Source organism: Vibrio sp. CAU 1672 (genome assembly GCF_029223195.1).
Classification (GTDB): domain Bacteria; phylum Pseudomonadota; class Gammaproteobacteria; order Enterobacterales; family Vibrionaceae; genus Vibrio.
Map to the genome: position 1 here is coordinate 25,807 of NZ_JARHUF010000024.1, position 22,888 is coordinate 48,694.

Sequence of the window (22,888 nt, forward strand, 5' to 3'; positions counted from 1 at the left end):
GTAACCGTGACCATTTCTTTGTTTTTATTATTACTTGCCTTAGGCGCGTTTGTTGGTGTTATGGCAGGCCTGTTGGGGATTGGTGGCGGATTAATTGTTGTCCCGGCCCTGCTTTACTTGCTTCCTCTTGCCGGAATTTCACCAGAAATGAGCATGCATATGGCATTGGCTACCTCGCTTGCTTCTATCATTCTGACCTCTGGTTCGTCTGCGCTTAACCACCTAAAGCTCGGGAACGTGGACATGTTTGTGGTTAAGTGGCTGATGCCGGGGGTGGTGGTGGGCGGATTTTTAGGTACCGTGGTTGCGGAATCGATCCCTACTCATTATTTACCGAAAGTTTTTGGCGTGATTGTCCTTTGCCTGGCTGTTCAGATGTTCCGTTCGATCAAGGCGCAGTCGACCAAGTTGATGCCAAGCAGCCCGGTTACGGTGATGTATGGTGCCGGTATCGGGGTGGTGTCGAGTTTGGCTGGTATCGGTGGTGGTTCGCTGTCGGTGCCGTTTCTTAACCAGCATGGGGTTGAAATGCGTAAGGCGGTCGGCTCATCGTCGGTATGTGGGTGTGTGATTGCGATATCCGGGATGACGGGTTTTATTCTGCACGGTTATCAAATTGAGGGCTTGCCCGCATACAGTGTGGGTTATGTTTACTTGCCTGCGCTGTTGGCAATTGCCTTGACCTCGATGCTGACCACTAAAATCGGAGCGAACTTCGCCACTACGTTGCCGACTGCTGTAATGAAGAAGATTTTTTCCGTCTTTTTGATGTTTGTTGCGACAACCATGTTGTTATAGGCGCATTTCTATTACTATGTAGGTTTTCCTGCGGAGAGCGATCCGCTGGTTTTATTTGTTTTATTGAGAGAATGGTTTATGTCTCAGGGATACATTCAATTTCCCAATATTGATCCTGTATTAATCTCTATTGGACCTGTGTCGGTACGTTGGTATGGCCTGATGTATCTGATCGGTTTTGTCTTCGCGATATGGTTGGCCAATCGTCGTGCCGACAAACCCGGCAGCGGCTGGACACGTGAACAGGTTTCCGATTTGTTGTTTGCCGGATTTCTTGGCGTGGTGCTTGGTGGCCGGATTGGTTACGTGCTGTTTTATAATTTCGGCCTGTTTCTTGATGATCCGCTGTACTTGTTTAAAGTCTGGACCGGCGGTATGTCGTTCCACGGTGGGTTGATTGGTGTGATCAGTGCCATGTTCTGGTATGCCAGAAAACATGGCCGTACTTTTTTCGGCGTGGCGGATTTTGTCGCACCACTGGTCCCGTTTGGCCTGGGTATGGGGCGCTTAGGTAACTTCATGAACAGCGAGCTGTGGGGGCGCGTCACGGATGTACCGTGGGCAATTGTGTTCCCGAATGGCGGCCCTTTGCCCCGCCACCCTTCACAGCTGTATGAGATGTTCCTCGAAGGTGTGGTGCTGTTCTTTATCCTTAACTGGTTTATTAAAAAACCACGCCCACTCGGCGCGGTGTCAGGGCTATTTCTGGCCGGGTATGGTACATTCCGCTTCCTTGTCGAGTATGTCCGTGAACCAGATGCGCACTTGGGATTGTTTGGAGACTTCATTTCCATGGGGCAGATTTTGTCATTGCCTATGGTGCTCATCGGGGGCCTGATGATGGTTTGGGCATACAAGCGTGGTCACTATAAAGATGAGTTACCAAAACAACAGGTGAAGTAAGGAATTGGTGTGAAGCAGTATTTAGATCTCTGTCAGCGTATTGTTGACCAAGGTGAGTGGATTGAGAATGAACGAACAGGCAAACGCTGCCTGACGGTGATTAATGCCGATCTCACTTATGATGTGGCTAATCAACACTTTCCTCTGGTGACCACACGAAAGAGTTTTTGGAAAGCCGCGGTGGCTGAGTTGCTGGGTTATATTCGCGGTTATGGCAATGCGGCGGATTTCCGCAAACTGGGAACCAAAACCTGGGATGCCAACGCCAACCTGAACGAGGCATGGCTGAATAATCCTTACCGCCAGGGCGAGGATGATATGGGCCGGGTTTATGGTGTACAGGGGCGGGCCTGGGCCAAGCCAGATGGTGGTCATGTTGACCAGCTGCGTAAAATTGTTGATGACCTGACTCGCGGTGTGGATGACCGCGGTGAAATCCTTAATTTTTACAATCCGGGCGAGTTTCACATGGGCTGCTTGCGCCCGTGTATGTACAGCCACCATTTCTCGTTGCTCGGAGATACCCTCTATCTAAACAGTACGCAGCGCTCTTGTGATGTGCCACTGGGACTGAATTTTAATATGGTACAGGTGTACGTGTTCCTGGCGATCATGGCGCAGATTACCGGAAAAAAACCGGGGCAGGCATTTCATAAGATCGTCAATGCGCATATCTATGAGGATCAACTGGCTTTGATGCGTGATGTTCAGCTCAGGCGTGAACCGTTGGCTGCGCCGACTTTCCATATCAATCCAGACATTAAAACCCTGGAAGATCTGGAAACCTGGGTTACTTTGGATGATTTTTGGGTAGAGGGGTATGACCATCATGACCCCATTCAGTATCCGTTTTCCGTTTGATTAAAAGGCTCCTCTGGAGCCTTTTTTGTTGCAGATGGTTATGTTACCCCAGTGATCAGCTCGCTTAACGCGGGTTTGCTTGGCTCGCGTGTGTCAGCCGGTTTTTCCCTTTGGTGGCTGAATGCAAGCTGACAGGCACGTTGGTCATTGCTCTTCCATTTGCTTCTCTCTAATACCGCAGTGAGTTCTGATGGGGCTCGGGTATGCCTGTCCTGTTATGCCGTTCGAGCAAGTCAGCGTAAGACTGAATCACATCCGCAGAAAGCTTTGTCGCAGGGGGCTTCTATTTCTTCTGGTGGCAGCTGGTATAAACGGCCTTGGGACTGATGAGCTGTAAACAAGGTGAAATCAGCTTATGGAGGGTTGTAAAAGGCAGTTAACTCGCTCTGCATGATGCTAAGAGGTGCCAGGCTACTGAGCATCCAGATGCCTGTGATGAATTAAGTCGGGCGTTTATCGATAGCGAGTGGATGATTGGGCGATGCTTCGGTGTGTTACGCCGTGGGAGGTCAGGGCTAAGAGGAGGCGACTCAGGATATTACCAAGCCTGTTGCCAGAGAATAAAATCTTCCAGGCATAAAAAAGGCTCCACAGTGTGGAGCCTGAAACAATAAGCGATGGTGTGGTTATTAAGCGGTTAACGCCAGAACTGCACCAGGTAGCACCAGGAAGACGGATACCAGGTATCCCAGAACCACGGCTTTGTTCTTAATTGCCATCTCTGAAATCATCTCTGCACCTTTCATTGGAATTTCACGTAGGAACGGAATACCAAAGATAAACACGGTCGCCAGAATGTTAAAGGTCAAGTGAACCAGGGCAATCTGTAGTGCAAACACCGCAAACTCACCAGATACCGCGGTTGCGGCCAACAGGGCGGTAATACACGTACCGATGTTAGCACCCAGGGTGAATGGGTAGACATCACGGACTTTGAGTACACCAGAGCCTACAAGCGGGACCATCAGGCTGGTTGTCGTAGAAGAAGACTGAACCAGTACGGTTACCACAGAACCTGATACGATACCGTGGATAGGACCACGACCAATCGCATTTTTCAGGATGTCACGTGCACGGCCTACCATCAGGCTCTTCATCAGTTTGCCCATCACCGTAATAGCAACAAAAATAGTGGCAATACCCAGCACAATCAGCAGGATGCCGCCGATGGTGTCACCAAAGGTTCCCAACGGCTCTTTAATCGCGCTGATAACCGGCTTAGTGATTGGCTTAATGAAGTTGATGCCCTTGATACTCATGTCACCGGTATTAAGCAGCGGTGAAACCAGCCAGTGCGAGATCTTTTCCATGATACCAAACATCATTTCCAGCGGCAGGAAGATCGCTACTGCCAGCAGGTTGAAAAAGTCATGAATGGTGGCGCTGGCAAAGGCACGTTTAAATTCAATTTTACAACGTACGTGGCCCAGCGAAACCAGCGTATTGGTTACGGTAGTACCAATATTTGCCCCCATGACCATCGGAATGGCCATTTCGACCGGCAATCCGCCGGCCACCAGACCGACGATAATAGAAGTGACGGTACTGGACGATTGGATCAGCGCCGTGGCCACCAAACCGATCATCAAACCTGCAACAGGATGAGAGGCAAATTCAAACAGGACTTTGGCTTGATCGCCGGTTGCCCATTTGAAGCCGCTACCTACCATAGATACTGCCAGTAGCAACAAGTACAACATGAATGCCAAGTTAGCCCAGCGTAGCCAGCGAGTGGTACTCTGAATTGGCGCCGCTGTTGAAGTAGCTTGGTTCATCATAATTTTCTCCGTGGACCGCGTTATGTTTTGTTTGGTCTGTTGTTGAAACTGTGGGCGATGTTAGAGATGAAATATTTCAGTAATATGACAAAACTATTGCGATGGAAATTTTTTGTCTGCTTTCAATTGGTTTTTCAAATCTGACAAAAGCATAGTGTTTTAAGTTTCTGATTTTAATTGATTTAATTAAGGTTGGCGTGGTTGCATAAAGAGTGGTGAAAGTGAAAAAAACTGAGCCCGGGTTCATGTTTTATGACACTATGAAGTTTAATGTTTCGGTAATTATTGTTTTTTTTTGGTTTATAGGTAGGTTTTGCCGAATTAATTGTCTGTTGCTGTCACATTTGATATAAGAATTGTTATCGTCATTATCTGGAACTGGGTATGTCACATTTAAACTATAACCACCTTTATTACTTTTGGATGGTGTGTAAGCAAGGTTCGGTCAGCAAAGCGGCTGATGCTCTGTTCTTGACCCCACAAACAGTGACCGGGCAGATCAAAGCGCTGGAAGAGCGCATGAAAGGCAAGCTGACCAAGCGTAATGGCCGGACCGTAGAGCCGACAGAGCTTGGCCAGTTGGTGTTTAAATATGCCGATCGTATGTTTGGGCTGAGTTATGAAATGCTGGATATTGTCAATTACAGTCAGCACTCTAATATTCTGTTTGAAGTTGGTGTTGCCGATGCATTATCAAAACGACTGGTGAGTAAAGTGCTGCTGACGACGGTGCCGGAAGATGACAGCATTCACTTATGTTGTTACGAATCTACCCACGAGTTGTTGCTGGAGCGCCTGGCTCAGCATAAATTGGATATGATTTTGTCTGATTGCCCGGTGGACTCGACCCAAAGCCCGGGTCTCTATAGTAAAAAGCTTGGCGAAAGCCGGATGAGCTTTTTTGCCTCTTCACACATTGAACAGGTTAACTTTCCGGAAATCCTTGAAGAAAAGAAACTGCTTATTCCTGGCAGCCGGACAGCCATGGGGCGTAAAGTTCTGCAGTGGTTTGACCGGCAGGGATTACAGCCTGATGTGTTGGGGGAGTTTGACGATGTGGCGTTAATGAAAGCCTTTGCCCGTTATCATGATGATGTGATTTTTTTGGCTCCCACGGTCTACATGTCAGAGATCGAAGATGACCGCAGCCTGCAGCTGATCGGCCATATTGACGATTTGAAAGAAGAATATTATGTGATCTTCGCCGAACGAATGATCCAGCATCCGGCAGTGAAAAACGTCTGTGATGCAGACTTTAGTCAAATGTTTGACTGAACTGCTATCGTCACTGAAACAAATGCATTATTATCAATAGAATTATAACTCTATATTATAAGATCTGTGTAAGGCGGCTCACTGCCCTTGGCTTGAAGAGTGCGTGGTAAATAGAGGTTCAACAGATGAATTTACAAGACATGGAGAAAAACTCCGCGAAAGCGGTTGTGCTACTCAAAGCGATGGCGAATGAAAGACGCCTGCAAATATTGTGCATGTTGCACAACCAAGAGCTTTCTGTCAGTGAGCTGTGCGCCAAGCTTGAACTGAGCCAGTCGGCGTTATCCCAACACCTGGCCTGGTTGCGTCGTGATGAGTTGGTAGCAACACGCAAAGAAGCGCAAACCGTTTACTACACCTTAAGAAGCGATGAAGTCAAAGCGATGATCCAAACCTTGCACGGCTTGTACTGCGCCCATTAAGAGCATAAATGCAAAGCTGGTTAGTCCAGCTTTTTGCTTTTAAGCAGATATAAAAAAACCGGCAAAATGCCGGTTTTTCTTTCACTGGGTAATCAATACTCGATTAAAGAGCTTTGATTTGTGCAGCGAAACGAGACTTATGACGTGCAGCTTTATTCTTGTGAATAAGGCCTTTAGTTGCCATGCGGTCTAGTAGTGGTGTAACTGCAGCGAATGCAGCAGTTGCAGCTTCTTTGTCGCCTGCTTCGATAGCAGCAACAGTTTTCTTCATGTAAGTACGCATCATTGAGCGACGGCTAGCGTTGTGCTGACGACGTTTCTCAGCCTGGATAGCGCGCTTCTTAGCAGATTTACTATTTGCCAAGGGTCTAACTCCCAAAAACTTAGTTCTGTGACAATTTAAGGGCGAGGAATATCCCTCATTTGCGCCTAAATGTCAAATGATTTGTGCAAAAACCCATCGAAACCAAAACAAATTTGGGTAAGAGAGGTTATCGCGGTTAAGATGGCGGGGATTCTAACAGTATTTTTAGACCAATGCTAATAATTATCCGCTCAGATCCCATAATAAGCGGATATATTTTTTTGCCTATTTCTAGCGCCTCCCGACCTGGCGGTTAAGGGGCGGTTATCTTTTGGTGATATTCCGAGGTTAAAGTGAGTAAACGACTGCTCAAGTCAGGCATGATTGTGAGTGCCATGACATTAATTTCCCGCGTCCTGGGCCTGGTTCGTGATGTGGTAGTAGCAAACTTAATGGGTGCGGGCGCCAGTGCCGACGTATTCTTTTTTGCCAACAAAATACCTAACTTTTTACGCCGTCTGTTTGCTGAAGGGGCTTTTTCGCAAGCTTTTGTACCAGTGTTAACTGAATATCATGCGACAGGTGATATGGATAAGACCCGCCAGTTGATTGCACGCGCAGCCGGCACCCTGGGAGTAATCGTTTCAGTAGTGACCTTGCTGGGGGTGTTGGGATCCGGCGTGGTGACCGCTCTGTTTGGCTTTGGTTGGTTTCTGGACTGGGTGAATGACGGCCCGTCGGCAGGGAAGTTCGAACTGGCCAGCATGTTACTCAAGATTACCTTTCCTTATTTATGGTTCATTACCTTTGTCGCTCTATCTGGGGCGATTTTAAACACGCTGGGTAAGTTCGCCGTTTCTTCTTTTACTCCGGTGTTCCTCAACGTGATGATCATTTTGTCGGCGTGGTTTATCTCTCCGCATCTGGCGCAACCGGAAATTGGTCTGGCGATCGGGGTTTTTCTCGGCGGTGTGGTGCAGTTTTTGTTTCAGCTGCCGTTTCTGATTAAAGCTGGTGTGCTGGTGAAGCCACAGTGGGGCTGGCGAGATCCCGGGGTTGTGAAAATTCGCACCTTAATGATCCCGGCACTGTTTGGTGTGTCGGTCAGCCAGATCAACCTGTTGTTTGACACTTTTATTGCCAGCTTTCTTGAAACCGGTTCGATCAGTTGGCTTTATTACTCTGATCGTTTGTTGGAGTTTCCGTTAGGTTTGTTTGGCATTGCGATTGCGACGGTGATCCTGCCTGCGTTGTCGCGTAAACATGTTGATGCGCATAGTGATGGTTTTGCGCATACCATGGATTGGGGCGTACGCATGGTGATGCTGCTCGGCCTGCCAGCGATGCTGGGGCTGATGGTTCTGGCCAAGCCGATGCTGATGGTATTGTTTATGCGCGGGGAGTTTTCCCCTCAGGATGTGCATCAAGCGTCGCTTTCTTTACTCGCCTATGCAACCGGTTTGCTCAATTTCATGCTGATCAAGGTGCTCGCGCCGGGTTACTATTCACGCCAAGATACCAAGACGCCAGTGAAGTACGGCATCATCGCTATGATCAGCAATATGGTCTTTAACGCGATTTTTGCCTGGTTTTATGGCTATGTCGGCTTGGCGATTGCCACGGCGTTGTCGGCTTTTGTCAATATGGCGTTGCTGTATCGGGGGCTGCATATCACCAAGGTGTATCAGGTCACCCGGCATACGGTGATATTCGTTGTGCGTCTGATGATAGCTGCCGCATCAATGGTGGCCGTGATTGTTTGGCAGTTGGACGAGATGGCGGTGTGGCTGGAATGGAGCTTCAGTTACCGCGCGGGTATGCTGGCACTGCAGATTGCGCTGGGGGCTGCGGTATATCTGATTATGGTATTTTTACTCGGTATACGTTTAAAAGACCTAAAAGCTGGGACAGAGTAAGGTTGATTAGTATATAATCCGTCAGTTTCACACGGTGTAAAGCAAAGACAGAGGCAGATAGCAGTATTCAATGGAACTGATCCGAGGCATTCACAATATTAAGCCACATCATCATGGCTGCGTGCTGACTATTGGTAATTTTGATGGCGTCCATCGGGGCCATCAGCAAGTACTGCAGCAGGTATCGGAACGTGCAGAGCAACTGTCCTTACCTTCGGTGGTGATGACCTTTGAACCACAGCCGATGGAGCTTTTTGCCCGGGAGCGTGCGCCAGCGCGCCTGACGCGTTTGCGCGACAAATATGTCCAGTTGAGTAAACTGGATATTGACCGCCTGTTGTGCGTGAATTTTAATCGCCATTTCGCCAGCCTGACCGCTGAGGCGTTCATCCGTGACTTGTTGGTCGAGCGTTTGGGTGTTAAGTTTCTGGTTGTTGGCGATGATTTTCGCTTCGGCAAAGGCCGCATCGGCAATTTTGCCATGCTAAAACAAGCCGGCAAGCAGTATGGCTTTGATGTTGTCAGTACCCAGAGTTTCTGTTTGCAGCAATTACGCGTGAGCAGTACCGCCATCCGAGAGTCGCTGGACCGCGATGATTTGCATGCCGCTGAGGATATGCTGGGACGAGGTTACAGTATCAGTGGCCGCGTTTCACATGGACGCAAGTTGGGAAGAACGATAGGCTTTCCGACCGCGAATATTCCGCTAAAACGCTGTGTGTCTCCGGTTTCCGGAGTTTATGTGGTCCAAGCCTTAGGTTTAGGTGATAAGCCCGTTGGCGGTGTGGCCAATATTGGCCAAAGGCCGACTGTTAATGGCGTTCGCCAGCAGTTAGAAGTACACTTATTTGACTTTCATGCCAATTTATATGGCAAGCAGCTAGAAGTGGTACTTTTGCACAAACTAAGAGACGAACAAAAGTTCGAGTCGTTTGATGCACTGAAACAACAAATTGAATTGGATGCTGAGGCAGCAAGGGTGTGGCTGCGTCAGCTTAAGAGTTGAGCGGTTTATTCCACCGCTGAACATAATGTCTAACTTTCGCCCAATATAACGGAATTAAGAATCGATGAGTGAGTATAAAGATACCCTGAATTTACCTGAAACAGGGTTTCCGATGCGTGGCAACCTGGCTAATCGTGAGCCAGAAATGCTAAAGCGTTGGTACAAAGAAGATCTTTACGGAGAAATCCGTAAAGCCAAGAAAGGTAAAAAGTCATTCGTACTGCACGATGGCCCTCCTTATGCGAACGGTGACATTCACATTGGTCACGCACTAAACAAGATTCTTAAAGACATTATTATTAAATCCAAAACACTTTCAGGTTTTGACGCACCTTACATCCCAGGCTGGGATTGCCACGGTCTGCCAATCGAATTGATGGTAGAAAAGAAAGTCGGCAAGCCAGGCCAGAAAGTGACGGCAGCGGAGTTCCGCGAGAAATGTCGTGACTACGCAGCAGGTCAGGTTGAAGGTCAGAAAGAGAGCTTCAAACGTCTTGGTATCATGGGTGAGTGGGACAAGCCATACCGCACGATGGATTTCGCTACTGAAGCGAACATCATCCGTGCCTTGGGTAAGATCGCCAGCAAAGGTCACCTGCTGAAAGGTTTCAAACCCGTTCACTGGTGTACCGACTGTGGCTCTGCACTTGCTGAAGCAGAAGTGGAATACAAAGACAAAGTATCACCATCTATCGACGTGCGCTTTAAAGCTGCTGACGAAGCAGCACTACTGTCTAAGTTTGAACTGACCGAAGGTCATGAAGGTCAGGGTGACGTTTCTATCGTTATCTGGACCACCACGCCTTGGACACTGCCAGCGAACCGCGCAGTATGTCTACGTGAAGACCTGGAGTACGTGCTTATCCAAACAGAGGGCGATAATGCTGAGCGTATCATCGTGGCTTCTGAGTTAGCGAAAGACGTGATGGACCGTGCTGGTATCGAGCACTTCCACAACCTGGGCTTTGCTAAAGGTGCGGATCTGGAGCTTACTCAGTTTAAGCACCCATTCTACGATTTCACAGTACCGGCGATCCTGGGTGATCACGTTACAACTGACTCTGGTACCGGTGTGGTTCACACTGCCCCTGGTCACGGTCAGGAAGACTTCGCGGTTGGTAACAAATACAACCTGGAAGTAGCGAACCCAGTTGGCTCAAACGGTGTTTACCTACCGGACACTGAGCTATTCGCTGGTCAGCACGTATTTAAAGCCAACGATGCAGTAGTAGAAGTACTGAAAGAAAAAGGTGCACTACTACACCACCACGCATACGAGCACAGCTACCCACACTGTTGGCGTCATAAGACACCAATCATCTTCCGCGCAACACCACAATGGTTCGTCTCTATGGACCAGGCTGGCCTGCGTGCTAAAGCACTGGAGTCAATCAAGAGCGTTGAGTGGATGCCTGAGTGGGGTCAAAGCCGTATCGAAGGTATGATCGAAGGTCGCCCTGAGTGGTGTATCTCTCGTCAACGTACCTGGGGTGTGCCAATTGCGCTGTTCGTTCACAAAGAAACCGCAGAACTACATCCAAACACACTAGAGCTGATCGAGAAAGTGGCTCAGTTGGTGGAAGAGAAAGGTATCCAGGCATGGTGGGATGTTGATGCAGCTGAACTATTGGGCGATGAAGCTGAACAGTACGAGAAAGTACTCGACACGCTAGACGTATGGTTCGATTCAGGTGTGACTCACTTTTCTGTGGTTGATGCTCGTGAAGAGTACAACGGCAACAGCGCTGACCTATATCTGGAAGGTTCTGACCAACACCGTGGTTGGTTCCAGTCTTCGTTAATTTCATCTATCGCGATGAAAGATGAAGCGCCTTACAAACAAGTACTGACACACGGTTTCGTGGTTGATGGTCACGGTCGTAAGATGTCGAAATCTATCGGTAACGTGGTTGCGCCAAAAGACGTAACTAACAAACTAGGTGCCGATATCCTGCGTCTATGGGTTGCTTCGACCGACTACACTGGTGAAGTGGCGGTTTCTGATGAAATCCTAAAACGTTCTGCAGATGCGTACCGTCGTATCCGTAACACAGCGCGTTTCTTCCTGGCCAACCTAAGCGGCTTCAACCCAGCAACAGACATCGTTCCTGCAGAGGAAATGGTGGCATTGGACCGTTGGGCAGTTGGTCGTGCACTAGCAGCACAACAAGAGATCATCAAAGCGTACGATGAGTACAACATCCACGCGGTAACTCAACGTCTAATGCAGTTCTGTTCTATCGAGATGGGTTCATTCTACCTAGACGTAATTAAAGACCGTCAGTACACAGCGAAGAAGGGCGGTCACGCGCAACGTAGCTGTCAGACTGCACTTTACTACATCGTAGAAGCACTGGTTCGTTGGATGGCGCCAATCATGTCGTTCACTGCAGATGAAATCTGGAACGAAATGCCAGCGTTACTTCCATCTGGAGAGAGTCGCGATAAGTTCGTATTTACGGGTGAGTGGTTCGATGGCCTGTTTGGTCTTGCTGAAGGTGAAGAGCTGAATAACGAGTTCTGGAGTGAGATCCAGGCAGTTCGCGGCGCGGTGAACAAGCTGCTGGAAGATGCTCGTAAAGAGAAAACCATTGGTGGTGCACTGCAAGCGGAAGTCACGCTATTTGCTGACGACGCACTGGCGGCGAAAATCAATAAGCTGGAAGATGAACTGCGTTTTGTCATGCTGACATCAGCGGCAAACGTGAAACCACTTAGTGAGAAGACTGACGCTGCGCATGCGACAGACATCGACGGCTTGTTCGTTGAAGTTTCAGCTGCCGCAGGTGAGAAGTGTGACCGTTGTTGGCACCACACACCAGACGTAGGCACCATTGCAGGTCACGAGAAGATCTGTGGCCGTTGTGTGTCGAACGTTGAAGGTGAAGGTGAAGTACGTAAATTCGCGTAATTGCCTAGCAAGACTGAACTTTTTTTAAAATTCACAGCCCCAGTATTTACTGGGGCTGTTTGTAGGTAGACTAATGAGTGAAAAAGCACTGACGTTAAAGCAATCGGGTGTTCGCTGGCTGTGGTTGGCGGTGGTGGTCTTTATGGCCGATATCGGCATTAAGCTGGTGGTGATGGATAACATGGGCTACGGATGGGCAAACCGAATTGAGGTGCTGCCATTCTTTAACCTGCTGTACGTGCATAACTACGGAGCCGCATTCAGTTTCTTGAGTGATCAAGCCGGCTGGCAGCGTTGGCTGTTCACCGCTATCGCTTTTGTGGTGACCGGTCTTTTGAGTTACTGGATGAGCAAACTGCCTGCGACAGAGAAGTGGAGCAACATCGCTTATGCCCTGATCATTGGTGGTGCAGTGGGTAATGTGTTTGACCGGGTGGTACACGGCTTTGTGGTGGATTACCTGGACTTCTTCTGGGGCAACTATCACTGGCCGGCCTTTAACCTTGCCGATATGGCGATCGTTATTGGTGCGGCGATGATCATCCTCGATGGTTTCCGTAAAAAAGAATCTTCGAACTGATCTTTGCGATAAATTGAATAACCCTAAGCGTCGTCCGTTGATTCGGGCGACGCTTTTTATTATGTTGGAGCGCAGCAGCGTACATTTTCAACCATTAAACTAATTAACGCTGGATAACCCCAAGAACAAGGAAGCCGTAACGTGACAACAATAACTAATGAATCCGTAGTAACCCTGCACTTTACCATAAAAATGAAAGATGGTTCGGTCGCGGACAGCACCCATAACATGGGTAAGCCTGCTAAATTTGTAATGGGTGATGGCAGTTTGAGTGAAAATTTCGAGCAGTGCTTGTTTGGCTTACAAGCCGGTGAGCAAAAGGCGATTGAGCTCCCCGCAGAAGACGCTTTTGGCATGCCTAATCCGGATCATATTCATCATATGGATCGCGCGAAGTTTGTAGGTGATGCTGAGGTTGAAGTCGGCACTATAATGGCGTTCAGTGGCCCTGATGGGATGGAAATCCCGGGCATTATTACTGAAATTGCCGGTGATTCGGTAACGGTGGATTTTAACCACCCGCTGGCGGGGCAAGACGTGACTTTCGAAGTCGAAATTTTGTCAGTAGAATAGCGAACCAGATAAAAGATAACCTCCATGAGCAATGCAATGAAAATCCTGTTAGCTAACCCACGTGGTTTCTGTGCTGGTGTTGACCGTGCGATCAGTATCGTCGAGCGCGCACTGGAAATGTATCAGCCACCTATCTATGTGCGTCATGAAGTGGTCCATAACCGTTTTGTGGTTGAGGGCCTAAAACAGCGTGGAGCGGTCTTCGTCGAAGAGCTTACCGAAGTACCAGACAACAACATCGTGATTTTCTCCGCTCATGGTGTCTCCCAGGCGGTGCGCCAGGAAGCAAAATCTCGCGACCTGACGGTGTTCGATGCCACTTGTCCATTGGTGACCAAAGTCCATATGGAGGTGGCGCGTGCCAGCCGCCGTAATATGGAGGTAGTTTTGATTGGTCATGCCGGTCACCCTGAGGTGGAAGGAACCATGGGCCAGTACTCCAGTGAAATGGGCGGCATGTATTTAGTCGAGAAGCCAGAAGATGTACAAGGCCTGGTAGATGTGGTCAAAGATCCGACCAATCTGCATTACGTTAGCCAAACTACGCTGTCTGTAGATGAAACGTCAGATGTCATCAACGAGCTGCGTCGAGTGTTCCCGGATATTCAGGGCCCGCGTAAAGATGATATCTGCTACGCCACGCAAAACCGCCAGGATGCGGTGCGCGAACTGGCCGAAGAGGTGGATGTGATGATTGTGGTGGGATCGAAAAACTCCTCCAATTCAACCCGCCTCAAAGAGTTGGCCGAGAAACTGGGCACACCGGGTTACCTGACCGACTGTCCGGAAGATATCAAACCGGAGTGGTTGCAAGGCAAGCAGATAGTCGGTATTACCGCTGGCGCTTCAGCCCCGGAAGAGCTGGTTGACCAGATCCTCGAGCGGGTGAAAGCGTTAAGTGGTGCCGGTAGTGTAGAAGAAGTCCAGGGGCGCGAAGAAAATATGTTTTTCGAAGTACCGAAAGAGCTGCAGGTTAAGCAAGTCGATTAATTGCGTGACAGTAAATACAGGCGACCATGGGTCGCCTTTTTAGTGGCTGATACCAAGCATCTCTTTCAGTACCTTGAGGTAGCGGCGACTGACTGGAATTTCAAATCCGGTCAGGGTGACGATTTCAGCCAGTCCGTTCTCAAGCAGTTTGATTTCACTGATTGCCTTAATGTTGACTAAGTACTGGCGGTGACAACGCACTAATGGGGTTTTTCCCTCCAGCGTTTTTAGGGTCAGCTGGGTGCTGGCAGTCTGGCTGCCGGTACGAACGTGTACGCCACTGATATCACTGTAGGCGCACTCAACGCTGTCGGTCGCCATGATCACAATCCGGTTGTGGCCGATGCAGGGAATCTGGCTGAGGCTGTCCGGTGTAATGGCTGATAGTTGCTGAGGCATTGCCGATTGAGTGACCATTTTATTCAGGCGTTTGACGGTTTTGGTCAGCCGGGCAGGATCGACCGGTTTAAGCAGGTAATCGAAGGCATTGTCTTCAAATGCCTGGATTGCATATTGATCGTAAGCGGTGACAAATACCACGTAAGGCATACTGTCAGGATCGAGCATTCCCAGTAATTCGATACCGGTGACTTGTGGCATTTGAACATCCAGAAATACCACATCGGGTTTGAGCTCATTGATTTTTTTCAGGCCCAGCACGGCATTTGCAGCCTCGCCAATTACCTCGATTTGGCCTGATTCGGTTAATAGTTCGGCCAGCTCTTCACGAGCAAACTGTTCATCATCAATGACAAGTGCAGTTAACATCCGTTTATCCCTTATACTGCTGTACACCAGTTACGTTACCTGGGAATGATAAAGCTCATCTTAGTAAATTGATGTGGTTCGCAGTGAATTTTTAGTGCTGAGTCACGTCCAAACCGGTTGGTGAGGCGTTTATCGACAATTTCCATCCCCAGGCCGGAATGGTTTGCGTTTGGTTGCGTAAAACTGCCGGCGTTGTCTTCGACCGTGATCCGGGCGCCGAGGCGGTGTGGTTGACTGTATATTTTGATCACACCACCTTCGAGCCGGTTGGAAATACCATGCTTAATCGCGTTCTCAACCAAAGGTTGTAAAGTAAAACTGGGTAGCTGGATATCCAGTAAGTCCGGGGCAATATCAATGTTGATCTCTAACCGATCGGTAAAGCGGGCTTTTTCGATACTCAGATAGGCATTCACATGGGCCAGCTCTTCTTTGAGTGTCACCGTTTCGATGTTCTGTTTTAGATTACTGCGAAAGAACTGGGAGAGGTTTTGGATCAGTTCCCGTGCTTTGTCCGGATCCCGGCGGATGATGGCACTGATGGTATTGAGGGCATTAAACAGAAAATGTGGATTGACTTGTGCCTGTAGCAATTTGATTTCGGCTTGTGCCAGCAAAGCTTGCTGTTGTTGGTAGTCGCCGTACAAGATTTGGCTGGAAAGAAGCTGGGCTATCCCTTCGGCGATCGACTTGTTGACGGTGGAAAACAGCTTGCGTTTCGGCTCGTACAGTTTGATGGTTCCGATCACCGCCTTGCCGGCACGCAGGGGGATGATCAGCGCAGAGCCCAACTTGCAATCTTTGGCCAGTGAACACTGATAAGGGCGTTCACTGCCATCAAGGTAAATGATGTCGTTTTGTGCCATCGAGTCGAGGGTGCTCTGCGATGAGATCGGCGTGTTGGGTTGGTGGTGATCATCACCAATACCGATGAAGGCGAGAATTTTCTCATGGTCGGTAATGGCGACCGCTCCGACTTTGGTTTCTTCATAGATGATGCGGGCTATTTTCTCGGCATTTTCGCTGTTAAAGCCATTGCTGAGGATGCCCACCGAGCGGTCTGCGATGGTTAATGCACGCCGGGAAAAGGTTGCGGAATATTTTTCGAAGATGGTTTTACGATCTTGCAGGATGCTCATAAACAGCGCAGCACCGACTGAGTTGGCGATAATCATTGGTGCGGCAATCGCTGAGACCAGCTCATAGGCTTGGTCGAATGGTTTGGCGACGGCGAGTAAAAGAATCATCTGTACGATTTCCGCGACAAAAGTGACACTGAACACTACGCTTGGATTAAACAGCATTGTGCCTTTGTTACGTTTGATCAGGTATACATGCAACAAGCCACCAATCAGGCCTTCGGCAGTGGTCGAAATGGCACAGGCTAAGTCAGTAAACCCTCCCAGCGAGTATCGATGGATACCGCCGGTTAATCCTACTGCAAAGCCCACCACCGGGCCGCCAAATAGCCCGCCCATTACGGCGCCAATAGCGCGGGTGTTTGCGATCGCATCGTTAATATGTAAGCCGAAATAGGTCCCAAGAATGCAGAAGCCAGAGAACAGTACGTAGCAGATCAAACGGTGGCTGAGCCGCGATGAGATACTCAACAGCGGTAAGATGATCGGTGTTTTACTCAGCATATACGCCAGCACAAGGTAAACACACATTTGCTGTAAGAGAGATATAACCAGTTCCATAGCGAACCTAACCTGAAATTGATGATGTTATTGTAAGGCAAATAAAAAGAGCCTGCGATGGGCAGGCTCTTTATCTTAACCAGTCAGTGATGGCAAACCGGTTTGTAAGCAAATTATTGATTATGCTGTTTCAGAGGCTGCTTGCGGTTTCTCCTCGTCGGCGAGGTCTATCTCACCTTTACCTTTCGAGGTTTTAATCACATAAGTTGCTACTGATAGTGAGAACAGGATTCCGGCAATGGTTGATATCTGAACAGGCAGACCGAAACCAAGCGTACTGTTGCTAAGGATGAAGCTTGCACACACGGTGGTCATAAACATAGCCGGTACCGTCGTGATCCAGTGCAGCTTGTTATGGCGCAGTAAGTAAGCCGATGCGGTCCACAGCATCATCACTGCGGTTGACTGGTTGGCAAAACCAAAGTAGCGCCAGATGATGCCGAAGTCTACTTGGGTCAGGATCCCACCGATAACAAACAGGGGAACAGCCATCAGCAGGCGGTTGCGCAGGGTTTTCTGTTCCATATTGAAGTACTCAGCCAGGATCAGGCGGCTTGAGCGGAACGCAGTGTCACCAGAAGTAATAGGCAGAATAACCACACCCAGGAAAGCAAGCACACCACCAAATACGCCCAGCAGTCCAAATGAAGCGCTGTAAACCACGTTGCCCGGACCACCGTTTTTCACTGCTTCAGACAGGGCGTCCAGTGAGCCAAAGAAAGACAGTGCAATCGCACACCAGATCAGTGCAATAACCCCTTCACCAATCATGGCACCGTAGAATACGAAGCGACCGTTTTTCTCGTTTTGCATACAACGCGCCATCAATGGAGACTGAGTGGCGTGGAAACCAGAGATAGCACCGCAGGCAATCGTGATAAACAGTGCAGGCCAAAGAGGCATGTCATTTGGGTTCAGGTTGGTGAACATGTCACTGATCTGGAACTCACCCATGACAGTATGCTCGCTGGAAAAAGCAATCGCGGTCATCAGGCCTACAGACATAAAGATCAACAGGGCACCAAACAGTGGATAAAAGCGGCCGATGATTTTGTCGACCGGAACAATCGTTGCGATAATGTAATAAGCAAAGATGGCAATAACCATGGTGGTCATGCTGACCGACAGGCTGGTTTGATCATTGATAAGGTTGGTGATCATCCCTGCCGGGGCAGACACAAATACCACACCAACCAGAAGCAACAGAACAATGGCAAAGATGTTCATAAAGTGTTTTGCGCCATTGCCCAGATAGCGACCGGTGATGGTCGGTACCGATGCACCGCCGTTGCGTACCGAAAGCATGCCAGAGAAATAATCGTGTACCGCACCGGCAAAGATACAGCCGACGACAATCCAGAGCATCGCAGCAGGCCCGTAGAGGGCACCCATAATTGGGCCGAAGATCGGGCCGACGCCAGCGATGTTAAGTAGCTGGACCAGATAAACTTTCTTGGTTGACATTGGAACGTAGTCAACACCATCTGCTTTAGTATGAGCAGGGGTTTGGCGTTTCTCATTGATACCGAAAACTTTCTCAACGAAAGCGCCGTAGATGAAGTATCCGCCGATGAGGGCTGCGACACAGGTTAGAAACCACATCATAGCAATTGTCCTTGGTTGGGTAGGGTCATATTTTAATCTCAGGATGTATGGTATTCGCCTGTTTTGTTAAATGCATTCACTCAGTGGATGAGTGGCTGAATAGAGTGGTGAGTGGTCGTTATGGCTATTAAGTGGTTTAAACGTTTGCTCAGTGGTTGAAGGAGACTTTGGGTGGTGGCATCCGGCTCTCAAGGGTGAGTTGCTTTTACCTTTGTTTGGTATGGTAACTGAGTGTCCAAACCTTGTGATAAGCGGCAAAGTGGACCATTTAGTGATAAGCTTGTATTGAAAACAAACAGTTAAGGATAAAATATGCGAAAGGTGACCTTGGGTATTGTGCTCGCGTTATTAGCGGGCTGTACGGCGACGACACAAGAACTTGCTCAGTCAGGTGACTGGTATCAAATTGGCTATCAGGATGGGGTGGCGGGCCATACTCCCCGCTCCGCCAAAGCTTTAAATAAGCTCGGGAGTGTCCGACAAGGTGACTACGATCAGGGATACCTGAAAGGGATTGAAGAATACTGCAACCCCAATGTCGCTTACCAAATCGGCCTGTCCGGCCAGTATTATGAAGGTGTCTGTGAAGGCACCCAGCAAGCACAGAAATTCCGCATGGAATGGCAGCGGGGCTGGAACGAATACAGCAACTGATCCGGTCTTATAGACTACCGTTAAGGATAACCCGCTTGGAGGGTAGTCTATGCAAACGCCCATTGCGCTCTTTTCATTCTTGCTGTTTCTTGGCTTCTCTTTCCCCATTTAGGCGACGAGCCTGAATGGTTTCAACTTGTCAGATGCGCTGGTCCCTGAGCAAGATATTCTCCGCGGAGGGCCGCCTCGAGATGGTATTCCAGCCATCGATCATCCGAAATTTGTTCCTGCCAATCAGGTTAATTATCTCCGCGATGACGATATTATGCTCGGACTTGTCCGCGACGGCAAAGCACGCGCTTACCCGTTACGAATCTTAATTTGGCATGAAATTGTGAATGACCATTTTAATGGTGAGCCCGTTACGGTGACCTACTGCCCCTTGTTTGGTACAGCGATGGTGTTTGATGCGATCGTGAATGGCAGACCGCGTTCGTTTGGCGTTTCTGGCCTTCGGCACCATAACCTGTGTCTGGATTCGGTGCCGTAACCAGGCCCGCTGGCGGCTAGTCTTGTTGGTGTTCTTGCACCGCTTTGCGCAGAAAGCCGTTTTGTTGCTGCAACTGTTGGCGCGCGGCTTGAATATCCAGCCCGGTTAGGATCATTAAGATCGCCAGTTTGACGTCGTAGTCGGTTTGTTTGAGAGTGCTGATCGCCTGCGTTCTGTCACACTCCGTGGCTTGCATCACGATACGCGCCGCCCGGGCCACCAACTTCTGGTTAGTGGCTTTCACGTCCACCATCAGGTTTTGATAACTCTTACCGAGGCGGATCATGCTGGCGGTAGTGAGCATATTTAACACCAATTTTTGTGCCGTGCCCGATTTTAAACGTGTAGAACCGGTCAGGGCTTCCGGTCCGACAACGGGGGAAATGGCAATATCTGCCAGATCGGCAATCGGTGAATCTGGGTTACACGACAGTGCGACAGTGGTTGCGCCAATTTTATTGGCATACTCCAGCCCGCCGATCACATAAGGGGTACGGCCACTTGCTGCAATACCCACGACCACATCTCGCTGGTTGAACTGAATGTCTTTCAAATCCTTTTCGCCCAGTAAAGGCGAATCTTCCGCCCCTTCCTTGGCTTTAAGGATCGCTTCAGGGCCACCGGCAATGAGTCCCAGTACCATTTGGTCTGATACGCCAAAGGTCGGTGGGCACTCGGAAGCGTCCAGTACGCCAAGACGGCCGCTGGTACCGGCACCCATGTATACCAGTCTGCCACCAACTTTAAACGCCTCAGCGATTTTATCAACGGCAAGAGCAATCTCTGCGAGTACCTTTTCCACAGCGAGAGGGACAAGCTTGTCCTGTTGATTGAGACGTTGAACAATTTCCCCTGAAGGTAACAAATCGATATCCATGGTATCGGGATTACGTCCTTCAGAGACTAATTGGGCCAGTGCGTTGATCAGTGCATCGTTAGTCATAATTAAGCCTTGGTTATATTAATCTTTTGGATAGAGCACGCCGAGTGAAGCCAGGCGACTGGCTCCGGTGACCTCTGGCAGGTTACTGGCCAGTCCGTGTATGCGCCGCTGAGCCAGCCAGGCAAATGCCATGGCTTCCATATAATCACTGTCGATCCCTTTCTGGGAGGTGGTGGCGACGTGCCATGGTGGCAGCAATGTAGCCAGGCGCTGCATCAAGAGCGGGTTACGTGCACCACCGCCACAAACTAACAGCTGAGGATGCGCTCCATCGGTGAACTTGGTAACCTCATTGGCAATGGTGACAGCCGAGTACTCACACAGCGTGCGCTGTACGTCTGCGGCTGGCAAATGATGCCCGGAGAGATGGCGCTGTAACCACTCGATGTTGAACAGTTCGCGACCTGTGCTTTTGGGCGCAGACATGGCTAAGTAAGGTTCTTGCAGCAGCTGCTCTAACAGTATGTGGTTGAGCGTTCCCTGGCGGGCAAACTGCGCGTCTTTATCAAAGCCTTGCGCGGTATGCTTTTCACACCAGGCGTCCATCAGCATGTTTCCCGGCCCGGTGTCGTAGCCAATGACCGGTTTTGGGGGGTGTAGTACTGAGATATTGGCAATGCCACCGATGTTTAAAACCACGGTAGTGGAGTCTTGCATGCTAAACATACAGTGATGAAACGCCGGGACCAGTGGTGCTCCCTGGCCACCCAGTGCCATGTCTTTGCGACGGAAGTCCGCGACCGTATCGATGCCGGTTTTTACTGCGATGATGTTGGCATCGCCAAGCTGAGTGGTAAAAGGCCATTTACCGCCCGGGTGGTGGAACACGGTTTGGCCGTGATTACCGATAGCGCGAATTTGCTGTGCGGAATAGCCAGATTTTTCCAGCAGTTGCAGTACCGCATCCGCAAACAGGTGACCGAGTTGATGATCAAGTTCACCAATAGTTTGTAAGTTGGTGTCCTGGCCGGTGCAAACCGACAATAAGCTTTGTTTGATGTGCGCAGGCATCGGGTAATCGTCATGTGCGAGCAAGTGAACATCAATGTCATCAATTTCAACCAGCGCGGTATCCACACCATCCAGGCTGGTGCCTGACATCACGCCAATATACAGTTCGTTACGATTCACAGTCGATCTCATCAATTCTTGCATTCGCTTATTGTAAAGCAAATCTGAAGCGAATAACCTCATTGAGTTCGAGATATTTCGCTGATTTTGAGGAGAAAAAATGGGGCCGTTATGGGTGGATGTCGCAGGCTATGAACTGACTGCCGAAGACCGAGAAATTTTACAGCATCCCACGGTTGGTGGTTTGATCTTATTTACGCGTAACTATCATGATAGCGAGCAACTGCAAGCGCTGACTCAAGCCATCCGCCAAGCGGCCAAGCGGCCGCTATTGATCGGCGTCGATCAGGAAGGCGGGCGAGTTCAGCGGTTCCGTGAGGGATTTTCATTGATTCCGGCTGCCGCTGAGTACGCAAAACATCCCAACAGTGCAGAGCTGGCCCGGATGGGCGGCTGGCTGATGGCGGCGGAGCTGATTGCGCACGATGTTGATTTAAGCTTTGCCCCTGTACTGGACAAAGGTCACCAATGCAGAGCGATCGGCAACCGCGCGTTCGGTGAAGATATGGAGACCATCCTGCGTCATAGCACGGCGTATATGCAGGGGATGAAAAGCGTGGGTATGGCGACCACAGGTAAACACTTCCCGGGGCACGGTGGTGTGATTGCGGATTCTCACCTGGAAACGCCATATGACCTGCGTAGTGATATTTTTGAACAAGATATGGCGATTTTCAAAGCGCAAATCGACTCGGGCATTTTGGATGCAATGATGCCTGCTCACGTTGTTTTCCCCAGTTATGATTCTCAGCCGGCCAGTGGATCTGAATATTGGTTGAAGCAAATTCTGCGTCAACAGCTCGGGTTTAAAGGGTTGATCTTCTCAGACGATTTAACCATGGAAGGCGCGGCGATCATGGGGGGGCCAGCAGAACGCGGCGCTCAGGCTCTTAAGGCTGGCTGTGACATGCTGTTGATGTGTAATCAGCGAGATGCCCAAGTTGCGGTGTTGGATCACCTGCCGATCACCTCTGTGCCACAGGCCGATGCGTTGCGGAAAAAACAGCGCTTTTCGTTGAGTGAGCTCAAACTGTCACCGGAGTGGAAAGCGGCCAGTGAAGCGATGAAGCGTTTGACTGAGTAGGGGGCTTGCATCAGGGCGGATAAATGGCTGAAAGCGCGGCTCTCAGGCCCGCAGGGAATGCTCCCTGTTGCGGGTGTAAATTTTAGTTTACACTTAATGTTTTTCTGAGTTTACGGTTGTTTTTCTTTTTTGTCCTGTTATCTTGTTGGGAAAGCTTAGTTGCCTCGCCAGGGATTTGGTTGGGTGTAAAAATAAA

General features: G+C 49.4%; 21 protein-coding genes. 14 read left to right on the forward strand and 7 right to left on the reverse strand.

Annotated features, from left to right (window positions below):
• Positions 1-6 precede the first annotated feature (6 nt).
• From P2G85_RS17425 to P2G85_RS17435, 3 genes are all read left to right on the forward strand, one after another.
• A complete protein-coding gene (locus tag P2G85_RS17425) occupies positions 7-798 on the forward strand; it encodes a sulfite exporter TauE/SafE family protein (protein WP_275865343.1) in 792 nt (263 codons plus the stop codon).
• A 78-nt stretch (positions 799-876) separates the two neighbouring features.
• Positions 877-1,701 carry a prolipoprotein diacylglyceryl transferase gene (lgt, locus tag P2G85_RS17430; protein ID WP_275865344.1) on the forward strand — a complete coding sequence of 275 codons (825 nt, stop codon included), beginning with the start codon at positions 877-879 and terminating at the stop codon, positions 1,699-1,701.
• 9 nt (positions 1,702-1,710) lie between these two features.
• Entirely contained in the window at positions 1,711-2,562 is an 852-nt protein-coding gene (locus P2G85_RS17435) for a thymidylate synthase (protein WP_275865345.1), read from the forward strand.
• Positions 2,563-3,191: 629 nt separating this feature from the next.
• Here P2G85_RS17435 and P2G85_RS17440 read toward each other — a convergent pair.
• Positions 3,192-4,337, reverse strand: coding sequence for a Na/Pi symporter (locus tag P2G85_RS17440; protein WP_275865376.1), 1,146 nt, complete (start codon positions 4,335-4,337; stop codon positions 3,192-3,194).
• Positions 4,338-4,724: 387 nt separating this feature from the next.
• Here P2G85_RS17440 and nhaR point away from each other — a divergent pair, with 387 nt between their 5' ends.
• Both nhaR and P2G85_RS17450 read left to right on the forward strand, forming a co-directional pair.
• The gene (nhaR, locus tag P2G85_RS17445; protein WP_275865346.1) at positions 4,725-5,615 is read left to right on the forward strand and encodes a transcriptional activator NhaR; all 891 of its coding nucleotides are present in this window, start codon (positions 4,725-4,727) and stop codon (positions 5,613-5,615) included.
• Between the two features lie 125 nt (positions 5,616-5,740).
• Positions 5,741-6,037 carry a metalloregulator ArsR/SmtB family transcription factor gene (locus P2G85_RS17450; protein WP_275865347.1) on the forward strand — a complete coding sequence of 99 codons (297 nt, stop codon included), beginning with the start codon at positions 5,741-5,743 and terminating at the stop codon, positions 6,035-6,037.
• 103 nt (positions 6,038-6,140) lie between these two features.
• Here P2G85_RS17450 and rpsT read toward each other — a convergent pair whose 3' ends face one another.
• Positions 6,141-6,401 (reverse strand): 30S ribosomal protein S20, encoded by a 261-nt coding sequence (gene rpsT, locus P2G85_RS17455; RefSeq protein WP_164647432.1) that lies wholly within the window; start codon positions 6,399-6,401, stop codon positions 6,141-6,143.
• A gap of 293 nt (positions 6,402-6,694) precedes the next feature.
• Between rpsT and murJ the strand changes: the two genes are divergently transcribed.
• From murJ to ispH, 6 genes are all read left to right on the forward strand, one after another.
• Positions 6,695-8,257, forward strand: a complete 1,563-nt coding sequence (gene murJ, locus P2G85_RS17460; RefSeq protein WP_275865348.1) for a murein biosynthesis integral membrane protein MurJ — start codon at positions 6,695-6,697, stop codon at positions 8,255-8,257.
• Positions 8,258-8,327: 70 nt separating this feature from the next.
• Positions 8,328-9,263 carry a bifunctional riboflavin kinase/FAD synthetase gene (ribF, locus tag P2G85_RS17465; protein ID WP_275865349.1) on the forward strand — a complete coding sequence of 312 codons (936 nt, stop codon included), beginning with the start codon at positions 8,328-8,330 and terminating at the stop codon, positions 9,261-9,263.
• Between the two features lie 64 nt (positions 9,264-9,327).
• On the forward strand, positions 9,328-12,174 hold the full coding sequence (gene ileS, locus P2G85_RS17470; RefSeq protein WP_275865350.1) for an isoleucine--tRNA ligase: 2,847 nt from the start codon (positions 9,328-9,330) through the stop codon (positions 12,172-12,174).
• A gap of 73 nt (positions 12,175-12,247) precedes the next feature.
• Positions 12,248-12,754: a signal peptidase II gene (lspA, locus tag P2G85_RS17475; RefSeq protein WP_275865351.1), complete on the forward strand. Its 507-nt coding sequence runs from the start codon at positions 12,248-12,250 to the stop codon at positions 12,752-12,754.
• Between the two features lie 141 nt (positions 12,755-12,895).
• Complete coding sequence (gene fkpB, locus P2G85_RS17480) at positions 12,896-13,327, forward strand: FKBP-type peptidyl-prolyl cis-trans isomerase (protein ID WP_275865352.1); 432 nt, start codon at positions 12,896-12,898, stop codon at positions 13,325-13,327.
• Positions 13,328-13,351: 24 nt separating this feature from the next.
• A complete protein-coding gene (gene ispH, locus P2G85_RS17485) occupies positions 13,352-14,317 on the forward strand; it encodes a 4-hydroxy-3-methylbut-2-enyl diphosphate reductase (protein ID WP_275865353.1) in 966 nt (321 codons plus the stop codon).
• A gap of 39 nt (positions 14,318-14,356) precedes the next feature.
• Here ispH and btsR read toward each other — a convergent pair whose 3' ends face one another.
• The 3 genes from btsR to P2G85_RS17500 all read right to left on the reverse strand — a co-directional run bounded on the left by btsR (position 14,357) and on the right by P2G85_RS17500 (position 18,390).
• The gene (gene btsR, locus P2G85_RS17490) at positions 14,357-15,085 is read right to left on the reverse strand and encodes a two-component system response regulator BtsR (RefSeq protein WP_275865354.1); all 729 of its coding nucleotides are present in this window, start codon (positions 15,083-15,085) and stop codon (positions 14,357-14,359) included.
• Positions 15,086-15,120: 35 nt separating this feature from the next.
• Complete coding sequence (locus P2G85_RS17495) at positions 15,121-16,785, reverse strand: sensor histidine kinase (RefSeq protein ID WP_275865355.1); 1,665 nt, start codon at positions 16,783-16,785, stop codon at positions 15,121-15,123.
• A gap of 120 nt (positions 16,786-16,905) precedes the next feature.
• Complete coding sequence (locus tag P2G85_RS17500; protein WP_275865356.1) at positions 16,906-18,390, reverse strand: carbon starvation protein A; 1,485 nt, start codon at positions 18,388-18,390, stop codon at positions 16,906-16,908.
• A gap of 312 nt (positions 18,391-18,702) precedes the next feature.
• Between P2G85_RS17500 and P2G85_RS17505 the strand changes: the two genes are divergently transcribed.
• The gene (locus tag P2G85_RS17505) at positions 18,703-19,044 is read left to right on the forward strand and encodes a DUF2799 domain-containing protein (RefSeq protein ID WP_275865357.1); all 342 of its coding nucleotides are present in this window, start codon (positions 18,703-18,705) and stop codon (positions 19,042-19,044) included.
• A 136-nt stretch (positions 19,045-19,180) separates the two neighbouring features.
• Positions 19,181-19,534, forward strand: coding sequence for a DUF3179 domain-containing (seleno)protein (locus tag P2G85_RS17510; RefSeq protein ID WP_275865358.1), 354 nt, complete (start codon positions 19,181-19,183; stop codon positions 19,532-19,534).
• 16 nt (positions 19,535-19,550) lie between these two features.
• Here the strand turns inward: P2G85_RS17510 and murQ are convergent, their stop codons facing one another.
• Together murQ and P2G85_RS17520 are read right to left on the reverse strand one after the other, a co-directional pair.
• The gene (gene murQ, locus P2G85_RS17515; RefSeq protein WP_275865359.1) at positions 19,551-20,477 is read right to left on the reverse strand and encodes an N-acetylmuramic acid 6-phosphate etherase; all 927 of its coding nucleotides are present in this window, start codon (positions 20,475-20,477) and stop codon (positions 19,551-19,553) included.
• 18 nt (positions 20,478-20,495) lie between these two features.
• On the reverse strand, positions 20,496-21,608 hold the full coding sequence (locus P2G85_RS17520; protein ID WP_275865360.1) for an anhydro-N-acetylmuramic acid kinase: 1,113 nt from the start codon (positions 21,606-21,608) through the stop codon (positions 20,496-20,498).
• Between the two features lie 100 nt (positions 21,609-21,708).
• Here P2G85_RS17520 and nagZ point away from each other — a divergent pair, with 100 nt between their 5' ends.
• Positions 21,709-22,692 carry a beta-N-acetylhexosaminidase gene (nagZ, locus tag P2G85_RS17525; protein WP_275865361.1) on the forward strand — a complete coding sequence of 328 codons (984 nt, stop codon included), beginning with the start codon at positions 21,709-21,711 and terminating at the stop codon, positions 22,690-22,692.
• The last annotated feature ends 196 nt before the right edge of the window (positions 22,693-22,888 follow it).